At 54.9% G+C, this 26,654-nt stretch carries 21 protein-coding genes; 3 read left to right on the top strand and 18 right to left on the bottom strand.

The window, feature by feature from the left end:
• Nucleotides 1-29: 29 nt before the first annotated feature.
• The 9 genes from cofE to ABDK11_RS06340 all read right to left on the bottom strand — a co-directional run bounded on the left by cofE (nucleotide 30) and on the right by ABDK11_RS06340 (nucleotide 13,422).
• A complete protein-coding gene (gene cofE, locus ABDK11_RS06380) occupies nucleotides 30-800 on the bottom strand; it encodes a coenzyme F420-0:L-glutamate ligase (protein WP_346839467.1) in 771 nt (256 codons plus the stop codon).
• Nucleotides 801-826: 26 nt separating this feature from the next.
• Nucleotides 827-1,501, bottom strand: coding sequence for an NADPH-dependent F420 reductase (npdG, locus tag ABDK11_RS06375; RefSeq protein ID WP_346839466.1), 675 nt, complete (start codon nucleotides 1,499-1,501; stop codon nucleotides 827-829).
• A gap of 297 nt (nucleotides 1,502-1,798) precedes the next feature.
• Complete coding sequence (locus ABDK11_RS06370; protein ID WP_346839465.1) at nucleotides 1,799-4,390, bottom strand: hypothetical protein; 2,592 nt, start codon at nucleotides 4,388-4,390, stop codon at nucleotides 1,799-1,801.
• Nucleotides 4,391-4,529: 139 nt separating this feature from the next.
• Nucleotides 4,530-6,824 (bottom strand): TonB-dependent receptor, encoded by a 2,295-nt coding sequence (locus ABDK11_RS06365; RefSeq protein ID WP_346839464.1) that lies wholly within the window; start codon nucleotides 6,822-6,824, stop codon nucleotides 4,530-4,532.
• A 285-nt stretch (nucleotides 6,825-7,109) separates the two neighbouring features.
• Nucleotides 7,110-9,449 carry a TonB-dependent receptor gene (locus ABDK11_RS06360; protein ID WP_346839463.1) on the bottom strand — a complete coding sequence of 780 codons (2,340 nt, stop codon included), beginning with the start codon at nucleotides 9,447-9,449 and terminating at the stop codon, nucleotides 7,110-7,112.
• 457 nt (nucleotides 9,450-9,906) lie between these two features.
• Nucleotides 9,907-10,332, bottom strand: coding sequence for a GFA family protein (locus tag ABDK11_RS06355; RefSeq protein WP_346839462.1), 426 nt, complete (start codon nucleotides 10,330-10,332; stop codon nucleotides 9,907-9,909).
• A 162-nt stretch (nucleotides 10,333-10,494) separates the two neighbouring features.
• Nucleotides 10,495-11,934, bottom strand: a complete 1,440-nt coding sequence (locus ABDK11_RS06350; protein ID WP_346839461.1) for a carotenoid oxygenase family protein — start codon at nucleotides 11,932-11,934, stop codon at nucleotides 10,495-10,497.
• Nucleotides 11,935-12,035: 101 nt separating this feature from the next.
• Nucleotides 12,036-12,554 carry a nuclear transport factor 2 family protein gene (locus ABDK11_RS06345; RefSeq protein WP_346839460.1) on the bottom strand — a complete coding sequence of 173 codons (519 nt, stop codon included), beginning with the start codon at nucleotides 12,552-12,554 and terminating at the stop codon, nucleotides 12,036-12,038.
• 76 nt (nucleotides 12,555-12,630) lie between these two features.
• Complete coding sequence (locus ABDK11_RS06340) at nucleotides 12,631-13,422, bottom strand: SDR family oxidoreductase (protein ID WP_346839459.1); 792 nt, start codon at nucleotides 13,420-13,422, stop codon at nucleotides 12,631-12,633.
• 93 nt (nucleotides 13,423-13,515) lie between these two features.
• Here ABDK11_RS06340 and ABDK11_RS06335 point away from each other — a divergent pair, with 93 nt between their 5' ends.
• The 3 genes from ABDK11_RS06335 (at nucleotide 13,516) to ABDK11_RS06325 (ending at nucleotide 16,242) form a co-directional block, all read left to right on the top strand.
• Entirely contained in the window at nucleotides 13,516-13,737 is a 222-nt protein-coding gene (locus ABDK11_RS06335; RefSeq protein WP_346839458.1) for a hypothetical protein, read from the top strand.
• A 370-nt stretch (nucleotides 13,738-14,107) separates the two neighbouring features.
• A complete protein-coding gene (locus tag ABDK11_RS06330) occupies nucleotides 14,108-14,617 on the top strand; it encodes a hypothetical protein (RefSeq protein ID WP_346839457.1) in 510 nt (169 codons plus the stop codon).
• Between the two features lie 368 nt (nucleotides 14,618-14,985).
• Entirely contained in the window at nucleotides 14,986-16,242 is a 1,257-nt protein-coding gene (locus ABDK11_RS06325; protein WP_346839456.1) for a cytochrome P450, read from the top strand.
• A gap of 140 nt (nucleotides 16,243-16,382) precedes the next feature.
• Here ABDK11_RS06325 and ABDK11_RS06320 read toward each other — a convergent pair whose 3' ends face one another.
• The 9 genes from ABDK11_RS06320 to ABDK11_RS06280 form a co-directional block, all read right to left on the bottom strand.
• The gene (locus ABDK11_RS06320; protein WP_346839455.1) at nucleotides 16,383-17,138 is read right to left on the bottom strand and encodes an SDR family oxidoreductase; all 756 of its coding nucleotides are present in this window, start codon (nucleotides 17,136-17,138) and stop codon (nucleotides 16,383-16,385) included.
• 22 nt (nucleotides 17,139-17,160) lie between these two features.
• Nucleotides 17,161-18,786 carry an AMP-binding protein gene (locus ABDK11_RS06315; protein ID WP_346839454.1) on the bottom strand — a complete coding sequence of 542 codons (1,626 nt, stop codon included), beginning with the start codon at nucleotides 18,784-18,786 and terminating at the stop codon, nucleotides 17,161-17,163.
• 53 nt (nucleotides 18,787-18,839) lie between these two features.
• On the bottom strand, nucleotides 18,840-19,616 hold the full coding sequence (locus ABDK11_RS06310; RefSeq protein ID WP_346839453.1) for an SDR family oxidoreductase: 777 nt from the start codon (nucleotides 19,614-19,616) through the stop codon (nucleotides 18,840-18,842).
• 31 nt (nucleotides 19,617-19,647) lie between these two features.
• Nucleotides 19,648-21,033, bottom strand: coding sequence for an aromatic ring-hydroxylating dioxygenase subunit alpha (locus ABDK11_RS06305; protein ID WP_346839452.1), 1,386 nt, complete (start codon nucleotides 21,031-21,033; stop codon nucleotides 19,648-19,650).
• 14 nt (nucleotides 21,034-21,047) lie between these two features.
• Nucleotides 21,048-22,190: a thiolase family protein gene (locus ABDK11_RS06300; RefSeq protein WP_346839451.1), complete on the bottom strand. Its 1,143-nt coding sequence runs from the start codon at nucleotides 22,188-22,190 to the stop codon at nucleotides 21,048-21,050.
• Between the two features lie 113 nt (nucleotides 22,191-22,303).
• Nucleotides 22,304-22,729, bottom strand: a complete 426-nt coding sequence (locus tag ABDK11_RS06295; RefSeq protein ID WP_346839450.1) for an OB-fold domain-containing protein — start codon at nucleotides 22,727-22,729, stop codon at nucleotides 22,304-22,306.
• Nucleotides 22,730-22,746: 17 nt separating this feature from the next.
• Nucleotides 22,747-24,162, bottom strand: a complete 1,416-nt coding sequence (lpdA, locus tag ABDK11_RS06290) for a dihydrolipoyl dehydrogenase (RefSeq protein ID WP_346839449.1) — start codon at nucleotides 24,160-24,162, stop codon at nucleotides 22,747-22,749.
• Nucleotides 24,163-24,173: 11 nt separating this feature from the next.
• The gene (locus ABDK11_RS06285) at nucleotides 24,174-25,622 is read right to left on the bottom strand and encodes a dihydrolipoamide acetyltransferase family protein (RefSeq protein WP_346839448.1); all 1,449 of its coding nucleotides are present in this window, start codon (nucleotides 25,620-25,622) and stop codon (nucleotides 24,174-24,176) included.
• Nucleotides 25,622-26,632, bottom strand: a complete 1,011-nt coding sequence (locus ABDK11_RS06280; protein ID WP_346839447.1) for an alpha-ketoacid dehydrogenase subunit beta — start codon at nucleotides 26,630-26,632, stop codon at nucleotides 25,622-25,624. Before ABDK11_RS06280 ends, ABDK11_RS06285 begins: the two co-directional genes overlap by 1 nt.
• Between the last annotated feature and the right edge of the window lie 22 nt (nucleotides 26,633-26,654).

The raw sequence follows: 26,654 nt of genomic DNA, 5'->3' as shown, positions 1-26,654 counted from the left end.
AGCGCAGCCTCGCAGCCAGTGGAAATTCACTAGGAGCGGAACAGGTCCTGCTCTCGTGAACGCAACAGACTCCGGGAACCGGCCTCTGCGACGGGTAGGCCCGCCCCGCGTATCAATACCACCGGCGCGGCCTCGGCCGCCTGCCCCATCAAAAATGAAGCACCGGCTGCCAGCTCATCGGCGACCGCCACTGTCGTCGCTTCCAGCGTGCGACCAAAAAGATCTTTTTGTCCAATCAAATCCGCAACCGGCTCGAACCCCGCGGTGCCGATCGCGAACCCCAGTGTGCCGTTACGCCAGGCCCGGCCCGCGCTATCGTTGATGATAAACGCGACTTCTGCCCCAGTTTCCCGGTGCAGGCCGGCACGCAACCGCGCGGCACTGGCATCCGGGTCACGGGGCAGTAAAAGCACCCGAGGGTTTTGACTATCAGAGGAGATATTGGATTGATCGATACCGGCATTCGCATGGACATAACCGAGCCGGTGCTCAACGATGATGGCCCCGGGCCGGTGCTTGATTACCTCAACGGATTCATCGAGGATGACCTGTACCAGGCGGGGGTCTTTAGCAGCGCTCTCTGCGAGCACTTTCGCCTCCGCGCTAACGGTGACTTGCTTGAGATAGGCGTAGCGGTTCTCCGCTTTGGAAACAATTTTCTGCGCAACCACAATGATATCGCTATCGCGCAAAGACAGCCCCGCCCCTGCAACAGACTGCGCGATCTGCGCTACCAGGTCATCACCCGGCTCTACCATAGGAAAATCAGGCAGGGCATACATCTCGAGACGCTGCACCATACAAATCACTTCCTGGTGTAAATCGGTTATTCGATGCCGGTAATCCGGATACCGGCGTGACAACCGTGTTGCTTGTTAACGAAAATCAAAAGTGAAGTCATTGCCTCCACAGCAGCGGAATTCTCTATCGGCCCGGCATGAAGCCCCCGCATACCGATTGCCGCCACTAATTCGATGGCACTGGAACGCGCTTCCTTACTATTGCCGCAAACCAGCACATCGCAATCCATTTTCTGTTCTGCCTGAAGGTGCGGCGCCGGTACATTCTGGAAAGCCGAAACCACATGGACCGATTCACCGAGGATCTCCTGGGCGATCTGTCCGGCAGACCCCTGCTGCGGCAATTGCACCCTTGAGACTTTTGGTGGTACCAGGGGAACGGTGGTATCGATCAGGGTTTTCCCTTGCAACTGTTCCCGAACCGCCGCCAAGGTACTGGCCTGATGACTAAAGGGAACCGTAAGGACAACAATATCAGCCTCACGCGCAGTCGCAGCGTAATCCGAGGCGCTGACAGAAATGTCGTTATTTCCACGCTCTGCCATGACGGTTGTTAATTTATCGACAGCCGCTGTTCCCTTATCGATAGAACGGGACCCGATGATGACCTGGTAACCGGCTTGCAACCACCTGCTGGCTAATCCCGTGCCGAGGCCACCTGTACCCCCGAGAACACCAATGATGGGTTTCAACGCACTCATACGCAATCCTGAATGTATTGTGAAAACACTATTCTTTCTACTATGACATTGTCACCTATGCAAACACTTATGACCCCGGAGGTGACCGGAAACACCAACTTCCAACAATCCCGAATTCCCACGCATTAATTATGGCATCCAGTAACGGATTACTCCTGACATTAATACGCTAAATGGTACACAAGCGACAGCGGCATAAAGCGCAAATTCGCCCGGCTTCTTAACCACTTTTCCTGCCTGAAGAAAAAATGGCGATGGGTAACCCCATCGCCACAACAAGCACCACCAGGAATTGTCCTATTTCGCAGACTTGATATTGTAGATCCGGGTGTAATGTTCACTATCGACGCGATTACTGGCCGCAAAGTTATTATCCGATGCGGTGCTTAACGTGGTATCGGTGACATTGACATACTGCGTCAAACCACTGCCGTCCACCTGACTATTCATGACCATCTGCATATTGTACTTGGGTGCCGAATCTACCGGTGAAATCACCGGCATCCACAGAGGATCGGAAAAAGTCCAGGCATCATCATTCACCACACTGCTGACACCACCAGTGCAACCCGGAGCGTTGTAGCTCACGGTTTTGTTGACGCGGACTCCATCCCAGATAACCACCATCCCACGAGTGTTGTCGGCGCTACACTGATCATTCAACCAGTCACCGTTCAAGCCGGGATAATCCGTCCTGGCCTTGACGAACAGGCCGCGCGGCACCGGGTCCCCCTCGGTTGCGGTGGCCAGTTCATCCCCTTCGATCGCAATGACATCCTCGTCGGTGCTGCCATCTGGCTTGGTATAGGTCACGTTGTGGGACAGGTAACCACGGGAGTTGACGAAGGAGTCCCCCACTTCCATTGCCCAGGAATGGATCGTCCGCGGGTTGTTGACCACCGAGGTATCTAGCACCTGACAAGCGGCATCCGAATAGAACTTGACTAGCAACTCCATCCGCTTGCCCTTGGTGATCGAGATACTATTCAGCATGTACTTGCCAGCCGGACCGGGTGCAGCCTCACAAGCAGAGTCCCACTGGCCATTATAGCGATTACCCACATTTCTACTGGTGGCAAAAGTCTGAACGAAATCAATCAGGTCGGCCTTCTGGTCAGACGAATATTCACAGCCGAACTGGTGGCCCTGATTGGAGAACTGGGTATTGGTGAGGGCTTCCAACGGAACCGGTGGACTGGTCGGATCCGAGTAGTCGATGCGCTGCTTCAGGTTCACCAGCTCGGTAAGATCCGCATGGCTGGCCCGGCCGCTGGTGCAGGTCAGCAGCTCCTCCAACCCCCAGGCGGAACCGTTATGCAGCAGTCGCTCGTTATCCCACAGGGACGCCAGCCGCGGTGACTTGAGTGCCATGGTATAGATACCGGTTTCACCGGCCGGGAAGCGCTCGCGAAGTGCAGTAACATTGGTCTCGAAGCCACCTATGCCACCAAACAGGGAACTATCCCAGTACAGGTTCATAAAGGCCTGGTTCCCGCGCTCGACATTCACCTCGGCGTGAGCATAAGGTCTGCTGGTTTCCCCGGACGGGCCGTTGTGGCAACTACTGCAATCGTCATCGAAGATCGCTTCGCCGCGCTTAGCAGCCGCCATATCAAACACGCGGTCGTTCGGTAAATTCGGCTCATCGAATGTTTCCAGGTAGCGGACCAGTGGCATAAACCGATATTCGTTTACCCAGTAATTATATTCAGCACGCGATTCTGGATTATCAATATCGCTTGGGGTAAGAGTGATGACCGAGCGGACGAAATTAATCAGGTCAAACGAACCGCCGTGCCAACCCAGACCGGACTTGTACTTGAAACCATACTGCTTCTGAACATTTTCATCGGTCACGATATTGGACAAATCGAGAATGCGGGTAATGGTAAAGGCTCCGTCGTCTTGCATCGGCGGCACCATAAAATCCAACACCCCGCTCCAGGCTGTCCAGCCCTGCGCCTGCTGTAACAGGGTTGCAGAAATCCGGTCGCGATCCTCCTGGGTAGAACCGGCCTCCAGTTCCTGGTTCACGGCAAGGAATTCGGGGATACCGCCGGGCTGGAAGTAACGCGCCATAACCACCGGATAATTCAGTTCCTGCTGTACCCCGGGCAGCACTGTGCCGGCGAGAATCTGCTCAGCCGTCTCATCCGGATAGCCAGCCAGATTTGGGGCCTGGAACAAAAACTGCATTGGCAGCTGCCCCTGCACAGAGACCATGCGCGAGTAATCAAAATCGGTATTGCCTACGCCGACGGCGTAGTTGCCATCGCCCATCTTTTTAAAGTGACAGGCAGCACAGGTGAATGCATACACCGGCACAGAGCTGCCAAACACACCACTGCTGTCGGCGATGCCCACCGGCAGCTGCTTGGGTCCGACGCTCGGGTCAAAGGGAGATGGTGGAATCGTGGCAACTGGATTCGGGTCGGGATACATACCAAAATTGGCGAAACCCGGGCCGAAGTAGCCCTCGAAGTTCCTGAGCATAAAATTCATCATCGACTTTGGCGGGCCGGTAGTATCGAAAGTCCCGTAGAAGAACAGGTACTTGCCGCACTGCAACAGCTTTGCCTCATCGTAGTTATTGACAAAGTTATCAACAATATACTGCTCCTGGTCGGACAGTACCGCCATACTCACTTCATTATCATCGAGCTGGCTGAGCACGGCATCGTTATCCGCCAGGTACTGATCCAGATCTGTCTGATATTGATCACAGGCTGCCTTGGTCGCATCGTATTCTATGACCGTCGCCAGATCCGGCCCCACGTCATTAGTGATGCCATTGAAAGACTGATAACCCGGTAAAGGGTCTGCCTGAACTGCGGTTGCGGTTAAAATCACTGCAAATAACAGTAAAACTCCTCTGGTTGAACTTACCATCGCACTATTCCTATTAAGCATTGAGTTTATTATTGCTTTCTACCTTGACATTCCATGTCGTGCTGCTCATATATGCCGCCAAGTGAATGGCGGTAACTACCAAAATATCCCCTTACAACCCGGAGAGCGAAAATTCCCATTAGAATTCCACGGTAAAGCCAATACCGTAATTACGCGGCGGGGTATACTGACCAAAATTTGCAACAGGCGGGATCAGGATAACTCGCGCATAACGCTCATCAGTCAGGTTCCTGCCATACACGCTCAGCTCGTATTTATCATTAAAGCCCACACTGATACTGACATTATGAAAAGCCGTGGAATCTACCTGCCCCAGGGGATCATTCCCAAAGATCGTCTGGTACTTGTCTCTCCAACGATAATTGTAGTTGAGCGATAACTCGGCAAAACCAATATCCCGAACGTAATCCAGTCCCAGGCCAAACGTTTTTTCCGGTGCATTCCGTATTACCAAGCCGGAGTTATCGGTGGCAATTCCATCACCGGTAATGTCCGCAAAGAACTTATCGTATCCCGTATCGAGAAGTCCCAAATTCGCAGACAGGCTGAGATCATTAGTGATGGAAGCCATCAGCTCCAACTCAAGTCCTTTGATTCCCACATCCGCCGCATTCCGCACTACAGTACTTACCGATCCGGTAGAATCCGGAACGATGACGTCTTCTTGCTTATCGGTATATTTACTGGCGAAGGCAGTAGCGTTCAGCCTCAGACGATTATTGAGCCATTCACTTTTGAGGCCCATTTCCACGGTGTCAACATACTCAGGATCATATGACTGCATTCCGTACACGTCCTGTGTACGCGCGAAAAATCCGCCACTCTTGAAACCACTGGCGAACGATCCGAACACCATCACATCCTCGGCCAGCTCATACTGAAGGGCTATCTTTGGAGAAAATTCCTGCCAATTATCCTTCAAATGGACAATTGGACCTGCAGGCACAATATCAACGTTCATCGGAACATAGGTGAAAGGACCACTGCCGCCATTGAATGTCTTGTGTTCTCTGGTAAAGCGTCCCCCCGCATTCAACAGCAATTTATCGGTAATCTGCCAATCGAGACTGGCGAATAACGCGTAAGCCGTGTTATCCCCATCGCCCGTCAGCCCCTGGGAAATATCTCCTGGATTGAAACCGCCTTCCGGGCCAAAACCGATTCCAAAGTAATACCACATGTCGTAGGAAGTTTGCGTCTGCCAGTAATCCGACTTCCAGTAGTAGAGACCCGTGGTGAGATTTACCGATTCGGTGAGATTCCCATCGGCACGCAGCTCCTGGCTGAACTGTGAGTAGTCATGCGCACCGAGCACCGTGACAAACGGTACCCGCGAGGCATCATATTCAAGACGGAACTGCTCCTCGCGCTTCACATAGCCGGTTATTGACGTGAGCTGCCAACTTCCCAAGCCAAGCTCCATCGTCAAGTTGGCATAGTCATTCGTCACCTCAGATGTATTCGGGGCATTAACGGAACTTTTGCCGGGACCGCTTTGGTCATCAAATTCCATACAGCCGGATCCATAGGGTACATCTGGTGAAATCGCCGACGGCAGGAACGGCTGATTCAAGGTCGACCAGCAGGCCATAGAATCTGTGGTGCGATTAAAATTAGACCAGGCACCTACTTCGGAGTTGTCCTTGATACGTTCGGCAGTGAGCGATACCGATAGTTGCTCCGTCGGGTCATATACAGCTGTTGCCCCCAATTGGCGGTAATCAACATCACCCAGATCATCCCCAATCAGACGATCCTTGATATATCCATCGTGCGCCAGCTTGTTGCCATAAATCTTCAAGCCACCGTTGTTACCCAGCGGCGTATTGACTACGGCATTGACTTCACGCCGATTCCACGACCCACCACCAACCTTCACCTTTGCGCCAAATTCACGGGTCGGCGCGGTGCGAATCACATTGATCGCACCGGCAATGGTGTTTTTCCCGAACAGGGTCCCCTGCGGCCCCCTCAGGACTTCCACTCGTTCGAGGTCGAAGTTATTCAGCAGTTCTCCGGCTGCGACGCCGATATAGACACCGTCGAGGATTACGCCAACCGGCGGATCCAGACTCTTGTCGGTTTCCTGGAAGCTGATACCGCGAATCGAAATAGACGCACCGTTATTTCCAGGGATCTGGTCAATGGAAACGTTGGGCACATAATTCTGAACGTCCTGAAGGCTCTGCACTGAGGGATCTTCGAGCTGTGCGGAAACCGCGGTGATGCTAACCGGAACATCCTGCATCGATTCGGCGCGCTTCCGGGCCGTCACTGTAACCTCTTCCAGTGCGCGAGTATCGGACTTGTCTTTTCCCTTGTCCTGCGCGCATACGCCGACAGGGAAAGCAGCCATAGCAGAAATACAACTGGTTAACACAATATTTGCGGGATTCTTAAGACTAATTCGCATTTTAATCTCCATCGATACATATCAACGGGTGATCGATCAGCAATGACAGCTTGAATCAACCACTACTGCGCAAACCATACTTCGGCTCAGGGGAGATACTTGCCAGACAAGGGCCCGGGTAAGAAACCCGTTACGGCTTTGATCGACAGTTCATGCCTTTCAATCGGAAAACCCTTTCCGCCCGAAACGGGAACCGATCAACAGGCCATCCGGAAAATCATGTTCTTGCAGGATCAACAATAAACAGGTGCAAGAGGTCGGCCCGCTCACGCGGGCCGTTGCGGGTTAGAAATCGGCCGTAAACTGAAAACCATATGTACGCGGCGCGTTGTACTGCCCCATTTGCGCGATGCTACCTATCTTTACAAGACGGGCGTAACGCTCATTGGTCAGGTTTCGGCCGTAGAGACTCAGGCGATATTTACTGTCTATCGAGAGGCTTATACTGGCACTATGCAAGCCCATGGCGTCAACATGGCCGCGGGGATCGTTGAAGAATTCGCTTTCGTAGTCGTCGGACCAGCGATAGCTATAACTGACTGAGAGCTCTCCCAGGTCGATATTCCTGTAATAGTCAAATCCGGCGCCGAGTGTTTTATCTGGAGTATTGCGCAATTTCAGATAGGTATTATCGGTAGGAATTACGCCCTCGCCAGGATAAGCCTCACCATCGACATCGGCAAAGAACTTGTTGTATTTCGCATCGAGCAGACCGGCCATCATATAGATATTCAGATTCGTGGTAATGACCGCCTGCATTTCCAGCTCAAGACCGGAGATACCTACGTCACCAGCGTTGCGGACAATGGTATTCACTTGGCCACCCGCTTCCGGCACGAGAATATCTTCCTGTTTATCGGTGTAATCCGACTTGAAAGCAGTGGCATTTAAACGAATGCGCTTATCCAGAAGTTCACTCTTCAAACCGATCTCGTAAGTATCCACATATTCTGGATCAAAAGAAGAAATGGCATTCACGTTTTGCGTGCGGGCGAAGAAACCGCCGCTCTTAAACCCGTTGGCATAAGAGGCAAATGCCATGATATCGTCAGAAAGATTGTACTGAAGCGCGACGCGAGGTGAGAACTCCTGCCAGTCATCCTTCAGCTTGCGAATAGGCCCGGCAGGGATAAACCCCTTGCCGAGGATCTTAGAGTCATAACGACCTGCGCCACCCTCGAAGCCCTTCTCTTCCCAGGTATAGCGGCCACCCAGATTCAATGACAGATCGTCGGTCAATTGCCAGTCGAGGCTGGCGAACAAGGCGCTCGCCTGGTTGGTGACGGTACCATCGAGATTGGCGCTCACATCACCAAGCGGCAAGGGCATCGGTATGAAACCGCCCATACCGTCGGGAATTGCGAAATCCGGGCCAAACGCGATGTAGTACCACATATCAAAGCTGTCCTGGTACTGGCGAACATCCGAGTCAAAGTAGTAAACACCGGCGGTCAAGTTGACCGCATCGTTAAACTTGCCATTCAGACGAACTTCCTGACTGAACTGCGAATACTCGTGCCCGCCTGTGACATTGAGCATGCGCACCGAACTGGAGTCGAATTCATGGTTGTATGTTTCTTCCCGATCCTGATAACCGGTGATTGAGGTCATCTGCCACCCCCCCAGATCCCAGTTCAAGGTCAGGTTTGCCAGGTTATCCTTGGTTGAAGCCTCATTATTCCCATTCATGGATACATGATCTTCATCACTGCCTTTATCCATGCTCATGCATCCGGCACCAAAATCCGGATTCGTCGGGTCCGCCGGCACAGTGATGACGCCGGGGATGTTGAGCCCCCCAATACTCGCCAGGCAGGTCAGGCTGGAATCGTCGTTGAAATTGGCAAATGCGCCGTGATCCGAATTGTCGTCAATGCGGTCATAGGCCAGCGACACATCAAAAGTATCGGTCACATCAAAGGCGACCATGGCTCCCAACTGCAGGTAGTCCATACCACCGGCGTCTTTACCCGTGGTGGTATTTTCCCAGTAGCCGTCCGACTTGGATTTATTGACTGAGAGTTTCAGGCCGCCGGTGGATGTAAGCGGAGTGTTTACGATAGCCTTGGTCTCGACCAGGCCATAATCGCCAACACCGACCCGAACCTTCGATCCCAATTCCTTGGTGGGCTTGGATCGGATCACATTAAGCGCGCCTCCGGTGGTATTTTTACCGAACAACGTGCCCTGTGGACCGCGCAATATTTCGACGCGCTCGAGGTCAAAGCTGTCCATCAGCTGACCTGCCGTGGTTCCCATAAACACGCCATCCAGAATCATACCGACCGGAGCTTCCATACTTTTATCGGGATCCTGGTGGCTGATACCGCGGATGGAGATCGCCGCGGCGTTGGCGCTTGCGGGGCTAAAATCGATATTGACATTGGGGGAGTAGTTGTTGAGATCCTGAATGTTTTTGACCGCGGCATTCTTGAGCTGGCTGGAAATTGCGGTAACCGATACGGCAACATCCTGCAGGGATTCCTCCTTCTTCCGCGCAGTAACGGTCACTTCCTCGAGGGCGAGCGTGTCTTCCTTCGCATACGCGACATGCGGCAATGCCGTTAGCGTTGAAACCGAACCCGCTAGAGCCATCCCCAACGTGATTTTATTTATTGTTAGCATTTCTCTCTCCATCGAATTTTGTGAGCACCGATTGGCTACTGACTTCCTGTCATTACAGCGAGGTGACAAGACCCACCGGTAACGGATTCAAAAGCAATCGCGGGCCGACATTTTGCTTTTACCCCAGCACGTCGGCCCAGCCCTACCACAAAACAATCAGGACATACTGTTTATACTACATTCCCTCCGAACGAAGTTGCAACCAAGTTTTTGCCCCGACGTTAAGTTATATTGATATATCAAAATGACATAAAAAGGCACATCTGGCAAGCAAATTTAAGCGCCAAGAATACGCGTATCTAATTGAATTTAAACGATTTTTTTATGCGGAAATGGCACATCGGCACGCATCCAGCGCGCCCGGCTCCACGGGGGAAAATGAGGTCACTGGAGATAGAGCGAACCCGCGAAACGGCGGATTACGCCCCCACGAATGTTTACCGCTGCGCAGCCATATTCACGCAGGTGCCAGCTCCGGATTGCGTTCAAACGCCGGACTATCCTTATCCACCGGTGACCACGGCTGTGCCGAGCTGCCCCAGCAACTTGAATCGACCGTCAGCCAGCCGCTATCGTCCAGTGTTCCCGCCTTGATCATTCGCAGCTCCGGCATCTCCTCTACATGGCTACTCACCTGGGAACCACAGGAGCCACAGAAGCCCCGGGTCACGTGTGCCCCCTCCGAGCCGGTGACAGTGAAGGTTTTCAGCTCCCCGTGTGTCAGCACTGCCGCCGCCGGCACCAGGACGATGGTCGACTTGCCACTCCCGGTCGTCCGGCGACAATCACTGCAGTGACAATGGAAAGATGAGATCACGGTGTCCCGTGCAAACTCATAACGACAAGCCCCACACAGGCAACCGCCTTTTGCGACTTCCGACATAGAACGCTCCTCCTTGGTATAACCATGCACACGGTAAACACTCCGGGGCCACTTTGATTCATCCCCTCAGCACAGTCTTCTCTATAATCCATCACCGCTAACGCCCCCCCCCAGAAACCGGGACAGGCTCGCCTTGATTGACGCATGCCCGCAATCAGCGACTCAGAGGGTAATACCGCTCATCCAGTTTGCGTGAAATCCGTTGGGCACCCGCGCCGGAATATGAATTTTGGCCAATGGCCCGCGTGTCAGGTCACCTGCGCTCAAGATGGACAGGAAGGCCCCCTCACCCGGGCAGGTAACGTATGACATCAGGTAGCCATCCTCTTCCTTGTCGCTATCGGGGTTGGGGATATGCACCGGCTCGCCGGCATTTGCCCCTTCACCGAAGTCCCAAAGCTGGCTGGTACCGCTTTCCATGTCATAGCGAATTGTCGCGTTATAGGCGTGATTCGGGCTTTCGCTCCGGCTATGCGTTGCGGCAGCCGCGAAACCATAGCGGTATTGAAGGCCACAGCGCCGCTCATCCGCCCGGGAAAACTCACAGTATGTGGGCCCAACCTTTTCATTGGTTACAGATCCAGTTAGCAGATCCAGCGTCAACCGATGCAAATTCCGCATCTGGGATTCAACACCGGTGCCCAGATCGTTGGATACCGGCATACTGTCCATCCAGATATAATCTACATAAAGCTTGTTGCCGCTATGAAACCCATTGCAGAAGTGCCAGCTAAAGAAGGTCGGTGCCTCGAACCAGACGGGATCCCCGCCGTCGCGGTGCACGGCAAATATCCGGGTTGGTCTCTCTGCCTCCCAGATAAACGGATTTTCTCCGCGCATAGCCGCTTCGATATCCGGAAATGCAGGAGCAAACAGACCGACGATATAATCCCCGCAAAGCTGAATATCGTGGATCATCGCCCGGCGGTGCATCCCATAAATCGGGATCGAACGCTTGTGGCGGCCGGCGCTATCAAAGATCTGAATGGTCAGGTAGGGTTCGGCGAACCGCTGGGTATTGGAAATCAGATCCCCGTTCCTGGCACAGATCTTCGGGTGCGCGGTCAGGCCGTCACCGGTCTGCAGCAGCCCGTGATAGTCAAATTCTTCAGCGGATTCCAGGTCGCTGGACAGGACATGCGGAAAACCTGCCTCAAACAGCGCGAATAGCTTGCCGCCATGGTAAAGCACGCTCGTGTTTGCCGGATTCTTGAATGGGTGGGCAGAACCACCGGCCGCCAGGGTTTCGGTATCGACCGGGTATGGCTTTCCGTGGCTTCCCCAACAGGCACGCCGCAGGGTCTCCTCAACCCGGAACCAGTTTGATCTGACCCAGCGATTGCGATAGTGAACGCGGCCGTCCTTGAAATAGACCGCATGGATCATTCCGTCGCCATCCACCGGGTACACATAGTGGTCCGGCTGCCAGGCCACGTTGGGGCCGTTGCGCATAAATGCACCGGTAATCTGCTGCGGTATCTGCCCCTCGACGTGCAGCCCTCCCTCCCCTTCATCAAACGTGGATTCTTCCAGTACCGGAGCATAATTACCCTGCAGGTAGGGGAAGCGCTCTAAATCCATTTCAGGTCGTGTTGTCATCATCACTTCACCCTGTCAAAAACGATTGGCGTCTTTGCCTATTACCGGGATGCCCAATTGAATAATTTAACCATCGGCCTAAGTCCCAGCAACAATTACGCGTCCTAAATCAACGTCATCTCTGGATCCGAATGCACTTTCCCCACAGCTTTCGCAAATAATTCGATATTGCCGGTCGACCAGTGAATATCCAGTTTCGACTTATATATTTTCCACTGTTTTCCAATGAGCCTATAGTGATTCGTGTATTCCCCGATTACGGTAGCAATATCTACCGCCCCGGCAATAGGTAATGTGGGGTCTGGAAACATCACGTGATCAGCGACGAGGTAAGCCCTGCAACTCGGGGATTCCCCACCAAGCAACACACGGTGGTTACTGATGGTATGGCGTGTTTTATCAAAGCCACCGATGTTGTGCTGCAGTTGCCGGACCCAGTCATCCGACTTCTTGGCGATACCGGGATCACCATCAGGATCGACGATCACTCCGTAGTCGATATAGACCTCGTCAGCAAAGCAGCTGCGGACCTGACCCCAGTTCTTTGAGTCGAGACCTTCCGCATAGCGGTTATAGTTGGCGATAAACGCCTGTGACAGCGCCGGCAGTTCCTCACTCGACATTGCGCCTTCCTCCCTGTAAATTCCGTATATCGGCATCGCCCCCGGCTGGGAATCGCGAGCCACCAGTCTGACTCAACTAAGCATCGGCGCCCTGCAATTCCCGTTTGAGAACCACGCCTTCTGTAATCGTCAATGTATTGTCGACCACCAACTCGGCACCATTCACCGCTACCGACTCATCGGATGCCAGAAAGAGGACCATGTTTGCCACATCTTCGGGATCCCCTACCCACATTTTTTCCAGTTCATCCGCCATGACAGGGTCAAACCCCCGCACAACGTCGTATACGCCCCGCAACATTGGCGTGGACATATTGCCAGGATGAATGGAATTACAGCGAACGCCGTAACCCTGCTGGGTACTCAGACAGGCGACGGACTTGGTCATACCGCGGATTGCACTCTTTGACGCGGCATAGGCAAAGATATTAGGGCCACCCTGGATGCTCGCGGTCGAAGAAATATTTATGATCGAGCCCTGCCCCTGCTGCTTCATCACATTAAGGGCATGTTTACAGCCAAAGAATGTGCCGTCGGTACCAACCGAGTGTATCTTTCGCCACATGTCTTCGGTCGTCTGTTCGATACTGGCCAGCTGAACCACCCCGGCGCAATTGACTAGAATATCGAGAGAACCGTGATCAGTAACAACATCATTGACGAGCTTTTCCCAGCACTGCTCGCGACTGACATCATGCTCTCGAAATGTCGCGCCCTTTATTTTTTCTGCCGCCGATTCTCCGGCCGCGCAATTTATATCTGTCATGATGACCGTGGCACCTTCTTCCGACAGCCGCCGAGAGGTTGCAAGTCCAAGACCTGACGCAGCACCAGTGACAATTGCGACTTTTCTTTCAACTCTTCCCATAGAACAATTACCCGCTCCGAGTAAACCAGACAACAGAGTCTTGATTGACCTAACAGCCTTCTCGTCTTTCGCCGACTACCATAGAAGCCGGTCATGCCGGACGAAATGGAAAACTCCCTGCCGGGAGTGATACAGCAATCCATTACGGCGATCCCGGCCAACGCCGCTAATACATCAGATCCATATGCTGGACCTCACATTCCTGCCGCAAGTGAGTGCCGAAAATATCCGCGCCAGCACGGCAGCTTATTGCGGGATCCCCGCCCCGGTATTGCTGCCGAAAAATTCGCCCACGCTGATGAGATTCTGCGATAACCAATTGAATTTATTGCTTTTATTTTAGCTTCTCTAAGGTCATCAGACTGCAACAAAGGCTTTGAGTAGCACATCGGGTATTGCAAACCCCAATCCAATTGAAAATACTCTATCAAATAAAACAGTCAATACATACTGTTTTCAAGCAAAATTTTGTATCATGCTCTGGAGCTGCCCAAGAGTGCGGCAATCACGATGAATGGAGCAGCGCCTTGCCAATTGACGACAACTGAATTTTTCTGTCTTTGCGCAGGTAAGATGATAGAGTTTGCGGGCTGTGGCAACCTTCGACTGGCGGGAGGAAACTTGACGAAGTAGTTCCTGATTGCCCGGTTGTGGAATAGCGACACTGAGAATAAGGAAAGCGATAATGAGTGAAGACCACGTAAAGAACTACGATGATGTCACCATGTACGGGCTCACCTCCGATAGAGAGGAAGCGCTATTGCGCAAGCAAAATGAGCTGACTTTTATCTGGACCAATAAAGAGGGGCACGGCCTCGGCGTAACAATGAGTTATATCTGGCGCCACGGCCGAATCTGGTGTACCGCTACCCGGCAACGTGCGCGCATGAAAGCTCTGGCACGGGACAATCGCTGCAGCGTGGTGATCTCCAGCGCCGGTACAGATATTGATGTGAGCCAGTCAATTACCTTCAAAGGTCATGCGATATTGCATACCGACCAGGAAACCAGAGACTGGTTTTATCCCGACTTTGCCAGCAATACGGTAAGCCCGGCGCCTACGCCGGAGCTGTTCGTGCAGTTTCTGGATACCGACGATCGCATTATTATCGAGGTGGTTCCGGAGAAGACCATCAGGTTTGATGGCGGCCTGATGCGTGACAAAACCGAGGAATCCGTGGCCAACGAAGCATAGCAACCTCTACCGTGAAGCCACCAACAGGCTGGCTGTAACGAAGCTTTGGGCCGGGAGATTGGTTTTAAGCCACAAAGGGCTTTTTCCTATTCGCAGTTCCCGGCGCCGGAGCGAACCTGCCGACAGCACGGAGACCGTCATCTTCCTACGCCGCCTTTTTTTTCCGGATTAAAAACTCCTCATCTCAAAATTCCCGACATCCCTTTGCCGGCAAAACCCTAGGATATTTTGCACCTCGCAATACTTTACGACAGGAAGCAGTGCGCACTTGCGGCAAAGCTCCGCACGGGGGCAGCCCCAATAACAGTCAATATTGACTGTTTTGTAGTTATGCCCCACTATTAGCAAAAGAAAAAGGGAGAAGCGGTATGACAGACGCAGTGATTGATGAAAATAGTGCTCTCGCGGGTATGGCGCTGTTTGACGACAAAATACTCAAATGTCCGTATCACTTTGACCAGACACTGCGAGAGCAGGCGCCGGTGCACCGGGATCCCGCCTCCGGAGTGTTTATCGTGTCGACCTACGACCTGGTGCGCGAAGCGCATAAGAACCCCACGATATTTTCCAACGACTTTGCCCTTGCCAAGGGCGCCGATGATTCGATCGATGAGGATATTGCCGAGGCCATGGGGCGCACTTATGATCTTGGCAAAGGTACCTTGCTGACGATTGATGATCCGCCACATCGAATCTACCGCGATGAACTCAAGGATTTTTTCCTGGCAAAAAAACTGGCCAAATATCGTCCATGGATTAAAGAGAGGTCCTCAGCCCTTTTCGATAGCCTGCCTATCGGCACGCCCTTCAATTTCATTGAGCAATTCACCCGCCCTTTTCCACTGTCAGTCATCATGCACGTACTGGGAATGCCAGAAGAAATGCGCGAACTGGCCTTCAAATGGACCGTCGACAATGTCACGGTATTTTCCCAGCTGGGTGATAAGGAAACACTTCTCGCGGCGCACGCCGGACTCAAAGACGAATACGATTGGTTTGCCGAAGCCCTGGATGAGCGACGGGCGAACCCCAGGGAGGACTTGCTGAACCTCGTTGCCCATGCGAGCTATGAAGGCCGGCCGCTTACCATTGAAGAGCAACTATCGCATTGCACGCAATTCCTGGTGGCAGGCAATGAAACCACAACCGCAACGCTGGCCGAAGGCATGCGCCAGCTCTGCCTGCACCCCGAACAGCAAGAGCGAATACGTGCAGATCACTCGCTGATACCCAACCTGGTTGAGGAAACGCTACGGCTTGCCTCGCCCACCTCGAATATGTGGCGTGTCGTCAAGTCAGACTACATACTCGGAGGCGTCCTTATCCCCGCAGGCAGTATGGTGCTACTGAAATATTTCTCTTCCAATCACGATGAGAGCAAATTCGAGAAGCCACTTGAGTTTGATATTTCCAGGCCCAATCTGAACCGTCATATCGCCTTCGGCTTTGGCTCGCACGTCTGTATCGGCCAGCATCTTTCAAAGCTGGAAATGATCATTGCCTGGGAAACCCTGCTTGGCAACAGTTCCCGATTTAGCCTGGCGTGCAAACCCGGAGAACTTGAGTATATGCCGCACCTGCTCTTGCGCGGTCTGAAGGAAATTCCGGTGATCATCGACAGGTAATGTGAGCGGGCCACAGGAAGAGTTTCCAGTGGTACTTAAAGCAGGACAGGAACAGGTCGGCAGGCCCCTGTTCCTGTCCGTTTCCGTGTCAATAACCCACCACTGCAACGGTCGATCATAATCCCCTGCCGAGGTAATTATCAGAAGCGCGGCAGGTGCCCCATCTGCTGGCCCCCTGAAAGGTCGAGTACCTGGCCATTGATAAATCCGGAGCGCTGGCTGTCTGCGAGGAACAGTACCGCCTCGGCCATATCTTGTACCGTACCCATACGCCCCGCTGGTGTATCATGGACGTAGGCATTGATCAACGCATCCATGCTGAAAAACGGCGCGGTCATATCTGTCTGAATAAGACCCGCGGCAATCGAGTTAAAGCGAACCCCCTGTTCAGCATATTCGACTGCGGCGACCTTCATCGCGTGATCGATTCCGGCGCGGGCGCCCGAATAAACTGCCAGCTCCGGCCCGGGTATCCGCGTCGTCAGAGAGGAAATGGTGATTACGGATCCGCCGCGCCTCATCGCCGCGGCCGCCCATTTGAAAAACAGTAAGGCACCAATAAAGCTTGTCTCGAGCGTGGGCCGAATACTGTCCGCATCAAGTTCTGCGATCCGGCCACCCGCGTGCATGCCGGCCGAGTTCACTGCAATATCCACATGCCCGAACTCCTCCAGCGCCCGGTCGAACAGGGACTGTATCTGGTCCTCTTCAGTCACATCACAGGGTACTGCAAGGCCATTGATCTGGTTGGCAAGCTCAGTTAACGGCTCCTTGCGGCGCCCGGCTACAGCGACTTTCGCCCCCGCAGCAGCCAACCTGCGCGCAATTTCACTGCCAAAATTTTTGCTCCCCGATGCACCGAGCACCACCGCGGTCCGGCCGTCCAAGCTACCCATGCGCTGTCTCCCTGGTCCTGAATCAAAAGCAATCGACAAACCTTGCGGATATCTCATTCCTGAGAATATCTTTCTTGACTTTTCCACTGGCGGTTCTGGGCAGATCTTGCACCACTTCGATGTGCTCGGGAATTTTTTGCCTGGCCATGCCGGCCTTACTTGCGAATGCCGCCACGCCCTTCAGGTCGATGGATAGTGGATTTCCAACCGGCACGATATAGGCGCAAACACCTTCGCCCAATCGCTCATGTGGCATTGCCACCACCGCCACCTCCCTGATACCCGGATGCTCGTACAGGACATCCTCGATTTCCCTGGCACTGATATTTTCACCGCCACGAATAATAATGTCCTTCTTACGGTCAGTGATCAGAATCGCTTGATCCTCTGTGCACATACCGATGTCCCCGGTATAGAAATAGCCGTCCGTATCGTGCGAAGCCCGGTTTTGCTCCGGGTCGGCATAACCCAGCATCAGCCCCGCACCGCGAACAGCTATTTCGCCTTCGCAACCAACGGGTAGGGAAGAACCGCTATCATCGACGATTTTTATATCGTAACCGTAGATCATGCCGTCTGTTGCGGCCGCCAGGCCCTGCTGGCCATCTCCCACAAAACCCTGGGTAATGACCGGCGCCTCGGTACTTCCGTAGACTCGAAAGGCGCGACAATTTTCCAGTTCGTCATAACACTGGTCAATAAGCTTCGGCGGTACGGAAGCGCCACCACATGCGAACAGGCGCATACTCGGCAATTTTGTATTATGTCGTTTTGCCGCCGCCAGCAACTCCACCAGAAATGGCGTTGCACCGACACTCGCGGTGGCAGCAATACGCTGGATAAATTCGACGGCGGCGTCGGCGTCCCAGCGCGCCATCAACGCCGACTTTACCGGCGTGATGAACGGGAGAACCATACCGGATCCATAGCCGGTAATATGTGTCACCGGGGACGGCATCAACATGATATCTTCGCCAGTGAGTCGCCAGCTTTCAACAGAGTTCTGGATAACACGGCTCAGCGTATTGTGACTGTGCAGTACAGCCTTCGGATTACCGGTAGTTCCGGAGGTATACAGAATAGTCTTGACACTATTCGGATCTATAGTCGGCAGTTTGGAGAGATCTGCCGGGTCGCTATCCAGCAGTGCTTCAAATCTGAGCATGCCGGCATAGTTGTCCGCGGCACGGACTGTAACGATATGTTGTAAATCCGGCAACTCCGCCTTCAATCGGGCGATCATCGAAGGGAATTCCAGACTTCTGACACGCTCTGGAATAAAAATCAGCTTGGTGCGCGCATCCTTGAGAATAAAACGCAATTCCCTGTCGCGGTAGATGGGGATCACCGGGTTAACGACAAGACCCATGGCGGATGCGGCAATATCCAGTATGACCGCTTCACGCCAGTTGGGTAACTGAAAGCTGATGACGTCACCTTGCTCCAGTCCAAGCTTCTGCAACCCGGTAATGAGCCGGCGAGCCTGGTCGGCGATCGACCCGAAGGTAATAGCAGGTTCATGTTCTAGGTAAATCGCCACGTCATCAGGACACATCTCGGCCTTGTGCCAGGCGCCATCGGCGATGGTCTTATTCGCCCAGAGATGCGCATCTCGATCGATCCGCTGTTGGTAAATTGGATTTTCCATGCATTTTCAGCCTAAGTGATTGGGCAGGGTTTGCGTCGCGAAAGCGGATTTGCCTAAAGCTCCGATAGCACATGGCCACCGTCTACAGTCACGGCAGAACCTGTCATCAGCGAGCCGGCATCGGATGCCAACAGTAAAAGCGGGCCATTCAATTCGTGCAGCTCACCGATGCGCTTTGTCGGCACTCGCTGTATCAGGGCCTGCCCGCCCTCAGTCTTGAACCACTCGCTGTTCAGGGGCGTATTAAAGTAGCCGGGGCACAGCGCGTTGACGCGGATATTATGCGGGGCAAACTCCAGCGCGGTTGCCTTGGTCAGATGCACCACCGCGGCTTTGGCTGCCGAGTAGTTGGAAAGAAACTTCTGCACCCGCTCGGCAGTGATTGATGCGATATTAACGATGCTGCCGGGTTGGCCCGCCGCCACCAGGCGTTTGCCCGCTTCCCGGGTAACGAAGGCAACGCCGGTCAGGTTGGTGTCTATCACATTGCCCCAGTCTTCATCATCAAGATCCAGCAACAACTTCGGAATCGTAATACCGGCATTGTTAATAACGATGTCGGCATGCCCAAAGCGGGCTTCGACCTGATCGAATGCCGCACGCACACTCGCCGAATCTGTGACGTCCATGTTAACCGGAAGCGCCTCGCCACCCTCTGCCTCTATTTCCGCGCAGGCTTCGTCAAGCAGCCCGGAACGCCTTGCCGCCAGCGCTACTTTTGCGCCGGCCTGTGCCAGCACCCTGGCGAAATGCAACCCGAGACCGCTGGACGCACCGGTCACCAGTGCCACTTTGCCCTCAAGACTGAAGGGCCGGAACAGATCTTTCATAGCATTCCCCACGCAATCGGTAGTATTGGTATTATTTCGCGTTTATGTATTTTTCCAGGGTCTGGTTAAAGTGGCGAACACGTACTTCCTGGTAGTTACCCAGGGTAACCGCCTTCTTTTTCGATGCCTTCAGGCCTTTCTGCACCTGCGGCAGGTTGGCGCCATCCTGGTGGAATACGTTGGCAAACCCTGCCCCCATCACTTCCGCCGCTTCGCTGAAGGGCTGATCGATACCAAGGCGGAAAGTCGCTGCATCCGGCGGGGATTCCTCCCCCTCCGGATACCTGGTCAGCAAGAAGATTTCCATGATGCAGCTGTCCACATCATCACCGTTCGGGCGATGCCGATAGGTAATTACCGTGCCCTGTCCAGCCCACGGGGCGAAGTTCGGGAACAATGAGTACAACGTCGAGTCCATCAACTCCGACATTGTGGTTTTTCCACTGAGGTCCTCACCTGCCTGCTGACTGGCCACCGGCAAGTTGAGTTCGGCATATTTCTCGCGCGCGGTCTGTCCCGGCGCCAGTTGCGGGCGGTCGGGCACACCGATCAGCTCCATCATCGCATCCAGCGATTGTTGCTCGGTGAACTGGTCCGCATGAGCCGGGTTGGGAACACCATAAGCGGTGATCGTGCGGCTGACATGGTCTCCCCATACATCGTACTGGGAGTTATCGATCCCCTGGAATGGCATCAGTTGCGGGTGAGTGGCCAGAGCATGGTAGGACTCAATGAACGCTTCAAAAGCGACCTTCCAGTTGCACGCGATGACTTTTTCAATATGTAATGCGACGAAGCGTTGTTCATGCTTCCACTGGTTCATATGCTCGGGCAGCACTTCCATGTAGTCTTCAAGCGATGGCGCATCCTCATCCATATTGATGAAGACCCAGCCACCCCAGGTGGCAACACGCACTTGCGGCAGCTTTGCCTTCGCCTTGTCAACGTGGGGAAAGTCCCACTGGCAGGGTGCACCCAGAAATTCGCCATCGAGATCCCACGACCAACCGTGATACGGGCAGCGCAGGTGGTCACTGTTACCCGCGCCCTTCTTCAACGCGCGACCGCGATGCAGGCAGGAATTGTGGAAGCCCCTGATTTCGCCCGATTCGGTGCGGGTCAGCAAAATGGAATCGTTGACGATATCGTACACATAATAATCGCCGGATTTGCGCAGGCGATTCTCGCGACAGGCGACCTGCCAGGTCTTTCGCCACACTTTCTCGACTTCCAGATCAAAGAACTCCCGCGAGGTATACCGGTCGGTGGAGATATCCTCGGATCCCAGATAGGTCTCGGTACTCTCCAGCAGTGCCGGTGGCACTTCCACCGTTTCGATTTTCAGCAGGTCCTGAAAGCTGTCAGAGGGGTTGCGGGCCGTGATCTTTTCCGCGGTAAGCTCTACCGTATCGCTCATAGAGAATTCCTCTTTTATCGCTGCAAAATGGTCACGGCGCTGATACCGGGTGCGCCGTATACATGGGTGTAACCAAGTTTGGGATTATTGGGGACCTGCCTCGGGCCGGCGTCGCCGCGCAACTGCAGGCAGGTTTCATAGACCTGCCGCAGGCCAGTGGCGCCTATCGGTTCGCCGCTGGCAAGGCAGCCACCGTCCGTATTGACCGGCAGCTTGCCGCCAATAGCGGTTTCCCCGGCCTGGATCAATGCTTCCTGCTCCCCGTGCTCACAGAACCCGTTTTCCGCCATGTGCATCACTTCAGCGCCGGATTCGGTATCCTGAAGCTGCAGGACATCGATGTCCCGGGGACCGACTCCGGCCATATCGAACGCGGCCCGCGATGTGTCGACGGTTGGCCCGTCGACCTGCTGTAACGCCTGCGAGGGTGCAAAAACTTCGAAAGAACCGTAGCGACGAGAACGCAGCGCAGCACCCTTCAGGTAAACCGGCCTGTCGGTGTAGCGCCGCGCCTGGTCTGCACGGCAAATAACCAGTGCCACGCCCCCCTCTCCCGGGGCACAAAACATAAACTTTGTCAGCGGGTCACTGATCATGGTCGAGGTTAAAATTTCCTCTTCGCTGATCTCCTCGCGACGCCAGGCGTTGGGGTTCTTCGCCCCATTGCTGAACGCCTTGCTGGCGACCTTAGCCAAGGTGCCTGCGCTGATATTGAATGCATGCATATAGCGCTGGATCTTCATGGCAAAGAACTGCGTCGTCAGCATCAGTCCGGTTTCGCCGTACCAGGCCCCGATTCCCATCTGACGCGGATCGGCATTGAAGGCACCGCGGTCATGCTTGTCGAAGCCCACCACGATACCGATATCGTATTCGCCAGATTTGATCGCGTTATAAGCTGACAGCAGGGCACTTCCACCAGTGGCACACCCATTGGCAACATTGATAAAGGGCATTCCGGTTAGCCCCAACTCGTTAACCAGGGCGTCGGCACTGCCGGCACTCGCACTGCCACCGAAGCCGAATTGCATATCGCGCCACTCGACACCGGCGTCTTTGAGTGCCAGTCGCGCCGCAAAAGCCCCCTGCTGTAATCCACTGCGCTCCGGAGTTCTTCCAAACGGATGAATACCTATGCCAACAATTGCTACGTCCATGGATGCTTCCTGCCAATTTTTACGCTGTGCGTGCCGACTCTCTTCTGCGCACTGGTAGGTTTATATTCGCCAGCGCGGAATGACTTATGATGCCGGAGTCACGGCTCTACTGTTTAATTCACCGCCTTGAAAGCGAAGGTAACGATCTCGTTGCCCACGTCGTCATAACGAAACGTCTCGATGACCAGCTCCATATCCATACCGATAGCAAGGTCCCTGGTGGTATTCTCGACCAGCCGGCTTTCTACACACACAGCACCCGGCAGCTCGATATAGCCAACACCATATGGTGTGAATGTATCCACGGTCTCACCCGAGTTATATGGGGACTTGGGCATAAACCCCTGGATCGTCCAGGTCCACAATTTTCCACGGCGCGGCAGTTCCTCGACAGCAACTTCCTCACTGCCGCAGGCCGGGCAGCTGGCTTTACACGGGAACTCCGCGATTTTGCACTGCCGGCAGCGACTGCCGAGTAACGCCGGGTTATCTGACGGCCAGGTGAACAGGCCATCGGCGATAGGTTTTCTCTCGGTCATGGTTATCCCCCTGGCCCCTAGCTGTGAATTGCCTGATCGAAGGCATCAAGTACCGATTCATGCATGGCTTCCGACATCGTTGGATGCGCAAAAACGGTTTGCGACAATTCCTCCTCCGTGCTCTCCAGCTTGCGGGCGATGACATATCCCTGGATGAGCTCGGTCACATCTGGACCGATCATATGCGCGCCGAGAAGTTCGCCGGTCTCTTCATCGAACAGGGTTTTGACAAACCCCTCGGTCTGGCCAATGACCTGGGCTTTACCCGATGCCTGTAGGTCAAAGCGGCCGACCCGGTACTTAATGCTCTCTGCCTGTGCCTGCTGCTCGGTCATACCCACGCTGGCGATTTGTGGAGCGCTGTAGGTACAGGCGGGGATACCCAGGGGATCCAGGGGTTCAAGATCCGGTTGCCCGGCAATTTTTTCCACGCAGAGAACCGCTTCGTGGCTGGCTTTGTGTGCCAGCCAGGGTGGCGCGGTCATATCACCGATGGCATAGAGCCCGCTGACGGAAGTCTCGCACCATTCATTGACCACAACCTGGCCGCGCTCCAGACGTACCCCCTGCTCCTCCAGGCCAAGGCCCGCGGTATTGGCGGTAACGCCTACCGCGAGGATCACGCGCTCAAAAGTACCGCGGTACTCTCCGGATGCCGTCTTCCAGGTCACGCTGGCCGCTGAATTTTCCACTTTCAGGCTCTCGACCGTACCGCCGGTAAAGAAGTCGATTCCGCGCTTGCTGAAATAGCCCAAGGCCGCTCGGGAAATATCGCGATCTTCCTGGGGCAGGATACGGTCGAGCTGTTCGATCACCGTCACCTTGGTACCGAAACTGCGGTAGAAGCTCGCAAATTCGATGCCGATCGCACCGGAGCCAATCACCAGCAGTGACTCTGGCAAACGCGCTGGTGTCATCGCATCCCTGGCGGTCCAGATTACTTCGCCATCCGGCTCCATACCCGGGATTACCCGGGGGCTGGCGCCGGTTGCCAGAATGATATGAGGCGCCGTGACACGGTGGGTAACGACACCCGCTTCACAGACTTCGAGTTCACCCGGGCCGGACAGACGGGCCGCACCGCGGATGACTCTGATGCGGTTCTTATCCATCAGGTAATCGATTCCGCCACTCAGGCGGCTGGCAATATCGCGGCTGCGCTGCACCACCCTACTGATATCCACATCGCCGGCGCTGACATCCAGGCCATACTCACCGGCCTTGAGAATCGACTGGTAAACCTCGGCGCTCTTCAGCAAGCTCTTGGTAGGGATACAGCCCCAGTTCAGGCATATCCCGCCCATATGCTGCTTCTCGATAATGGCGGCTCGCATACCCAGTTGTGCCGCCCTGATCGCCGCCACATAACCGCCCGGGCCGGCGCCGACAACGGCGATATCAAACGCCTGATACTCCGCTTCTTTAGCTTCCACGGCCATTTTCCTTACAGCAGCATTGAGGCAGGGTTCTCGAGCAACCCTTTCAGGGCGCGGAGGAATTTCGCCGCGGTGGCGCCATCAATCGCGCGGTGATCGCTGGACAGGGAAATTCGCATGACGGTGGCGGCGAGGATCCTGCCATCGCGGACCACCGGCTGCTCCCGCGCTGTGCCGACAGCCAGGATTGCGGCCTGCGGCATATTGATGATGGCGTCGAACTGATCGACGCCATACATTCCCAGGTTGGAAACGGTGAACGAGCCGCCGCGGATTTCATCGAGTGATAGTTGGCCGGACTGTGCCCGCTGGACGAGCCGCTGCGTTTCCGCCGCAATCTGCGGCAGGCTTTTGCAATCGGCTTTACGGATCACTGGTGTCACCAGGCCACTTTCCAGTGCCACCGCCACCGAGATATCTGCCTGCTCGAAGTGACGAATGCGGTCTCCGGCAAACTGCACGTTGACCGCAGGTACCTGGCGCAGCGCGCTGGCACACGCCTTGACAATAAAATCGTTGACAGAAATACGCTGGCCGAGCTCGCCATTCATGTAGCTCCTCTGCGAGAGCAGGCTGTCGAGCTCGATGTCAACGCTGACGCGGTAGTGCGGGATGCTCTGCTTGGCCTCACTCAGGTGTCTGGCGATGGCCTTGCGCATGCCGCTGAGCGGTTCTTCGCTGTAGTGCTCTACTCCGCTGGTCGCGCGCGCCGCCTGTTCGATATCGCGCTTGGTGACCCGCTGGTGACGGCCGCTGGGCGTCACGTCGTTCAGGTTGATATTGAGCTTTTTCGCCAGGCGTCGCGCCACCGGGGTGGCCGAGGTACGCGAATCGTCGGCGGTGGAGCGCTCTTGCTCCGCTGCGGCAACACGGGCGGCCTTGGCCCGGATACGGATACCTGCCGCTTTCTCTACATCCCACTTAGAGACCCGACCGTGGCGACCGGTGGCGGCAACGTTATGCAGGTTGATCCCATGCGCCCTGGCAATGCGGCGCGCGACCGTCGACGCCTTTACCGCCGAATCGTCGGGATCGTCCTCGAGCGCGCGGGTCGTGTCCGCAGCGGGCGCTGGCTGCGCTTCGGCTTGCGCCGTCGCGACGGCCGGCTGCGCTGTGGAATGGGGTTCTTCACGTCCGACCAGCGGTTTGTTCAGGGCGGCGGCATCCGGGGTATAGCTGGATATAAACGCATCGACCTCCGCCTCGCTGACCTCGCCCTCGGCAACCACACCGAGCAGCATCGCGACCTTATGGATTTCACCCGGCTGGGCGACAATCCTGACCAGCGTGCCGCTACAGGTACTCTCCGCGGTATTGACGATTTTCGAGGTCTCTATATCGACAATTTCATCACCGACAGAAACTTCGTCACCGACGTCGACACGCCACTCGGTGATCTCGCCCTCCTCCATCGACATGCCCCACTTGGGTACGGTTATCGCGTGCAATGTGCTCATCAGGCATACTCCAGTACGTCGCGGATCGCGCTTTCAATATCGGACTCCTGCGGCATCCAGGTGTCCTCCAGATTCGGGGCAAACGGAACCGGAGAGTGCGCAGCCGTCACTTTCCTGATTGGCGCGCGCAGTGAATCGAAAGCCTTTTCCGCGACGATGCTGGAGATATCCGCAGCCAGGCCGCAACGCGGTGTCATCTCGTCCACCACAATCAGGCGCCCGGTCGTTTCCACGCTTTCGAGGATTGCCTCCTCGTCGAGCGGGGATGTGGTGCGCGGGTCGATCACGTCGCAGCTGATACCCTCGCTGGCAAGCCGATCCACGACTGCAAGGACTTTGTGCATCGGGTTGGAGATGGCAACGATTGTGAGATCGCTGCCTTCGCGGTAGAACTTTGCCTCGCCAAACGGCACGGTGTACATCTCGTCTGGAACTTCACAACTGGTGTCATAGAGGATCTTGTCCTCGACGAAGATCACACAGTCATTGTCCTGAATCGCCTGCAACATCAGCCCTTTCGCATCGTAGGCATTGGTGGGGCAAACCACTTTCAGGCCCGGCACCATCGTTACCATTTGCGTGAGGTTCTGTGAGTGCTGCGCGCCCGCGCGCCAGCCGGCACCAGTGGTACAGCGAATCACCATCGGGCACTGCGCCTTGCCGCCGAACATGTAATGGAACTTGGCCGCCTGGTTATAAATCTGGTCAAAGCAGACGCCGAAAAAATCCATGAACATGAGTTCAGCCACCGGGCGCAAGCCGGTTTGTGCGGCGCCGGCGGCGGCGCCGATAATGGCGGATTCGGTAATCGGTGTGTCGATCACACGGGCTTCCCCATAAGCGGGCAGCAACCCTTTGGTGACCCCCATCACACCGCCGTATGCATCCCGTGATCCATCGCAACCAGCACCACCGGAAACTTCTTCACCGAGCACAATCACGGTGGAGTCTTCGCGCATCGCCTGGTGCAACGCTTCGTTGATTGCTTCTCTGTATGTTTTGACTGGCATCCTGTCGACTCCAAATTGTATT

The sequence above is a fragment of the Microbulbifer sp. SAOS-129_SWC genome, assembly GCF_039696035.1.
Taxonomy (GTDB): domain Bacteria; phylum Pseudomonadota; class Gammaproteobacteria; order Pseudomonadales; family Cellvibrionaceae; genus Microbulbifer.
The sequence above is the reverse complement of the archived record's forward strand: the minus strand, read 5'-3'. Positions and strand labels throughout refer to the sequence as shown.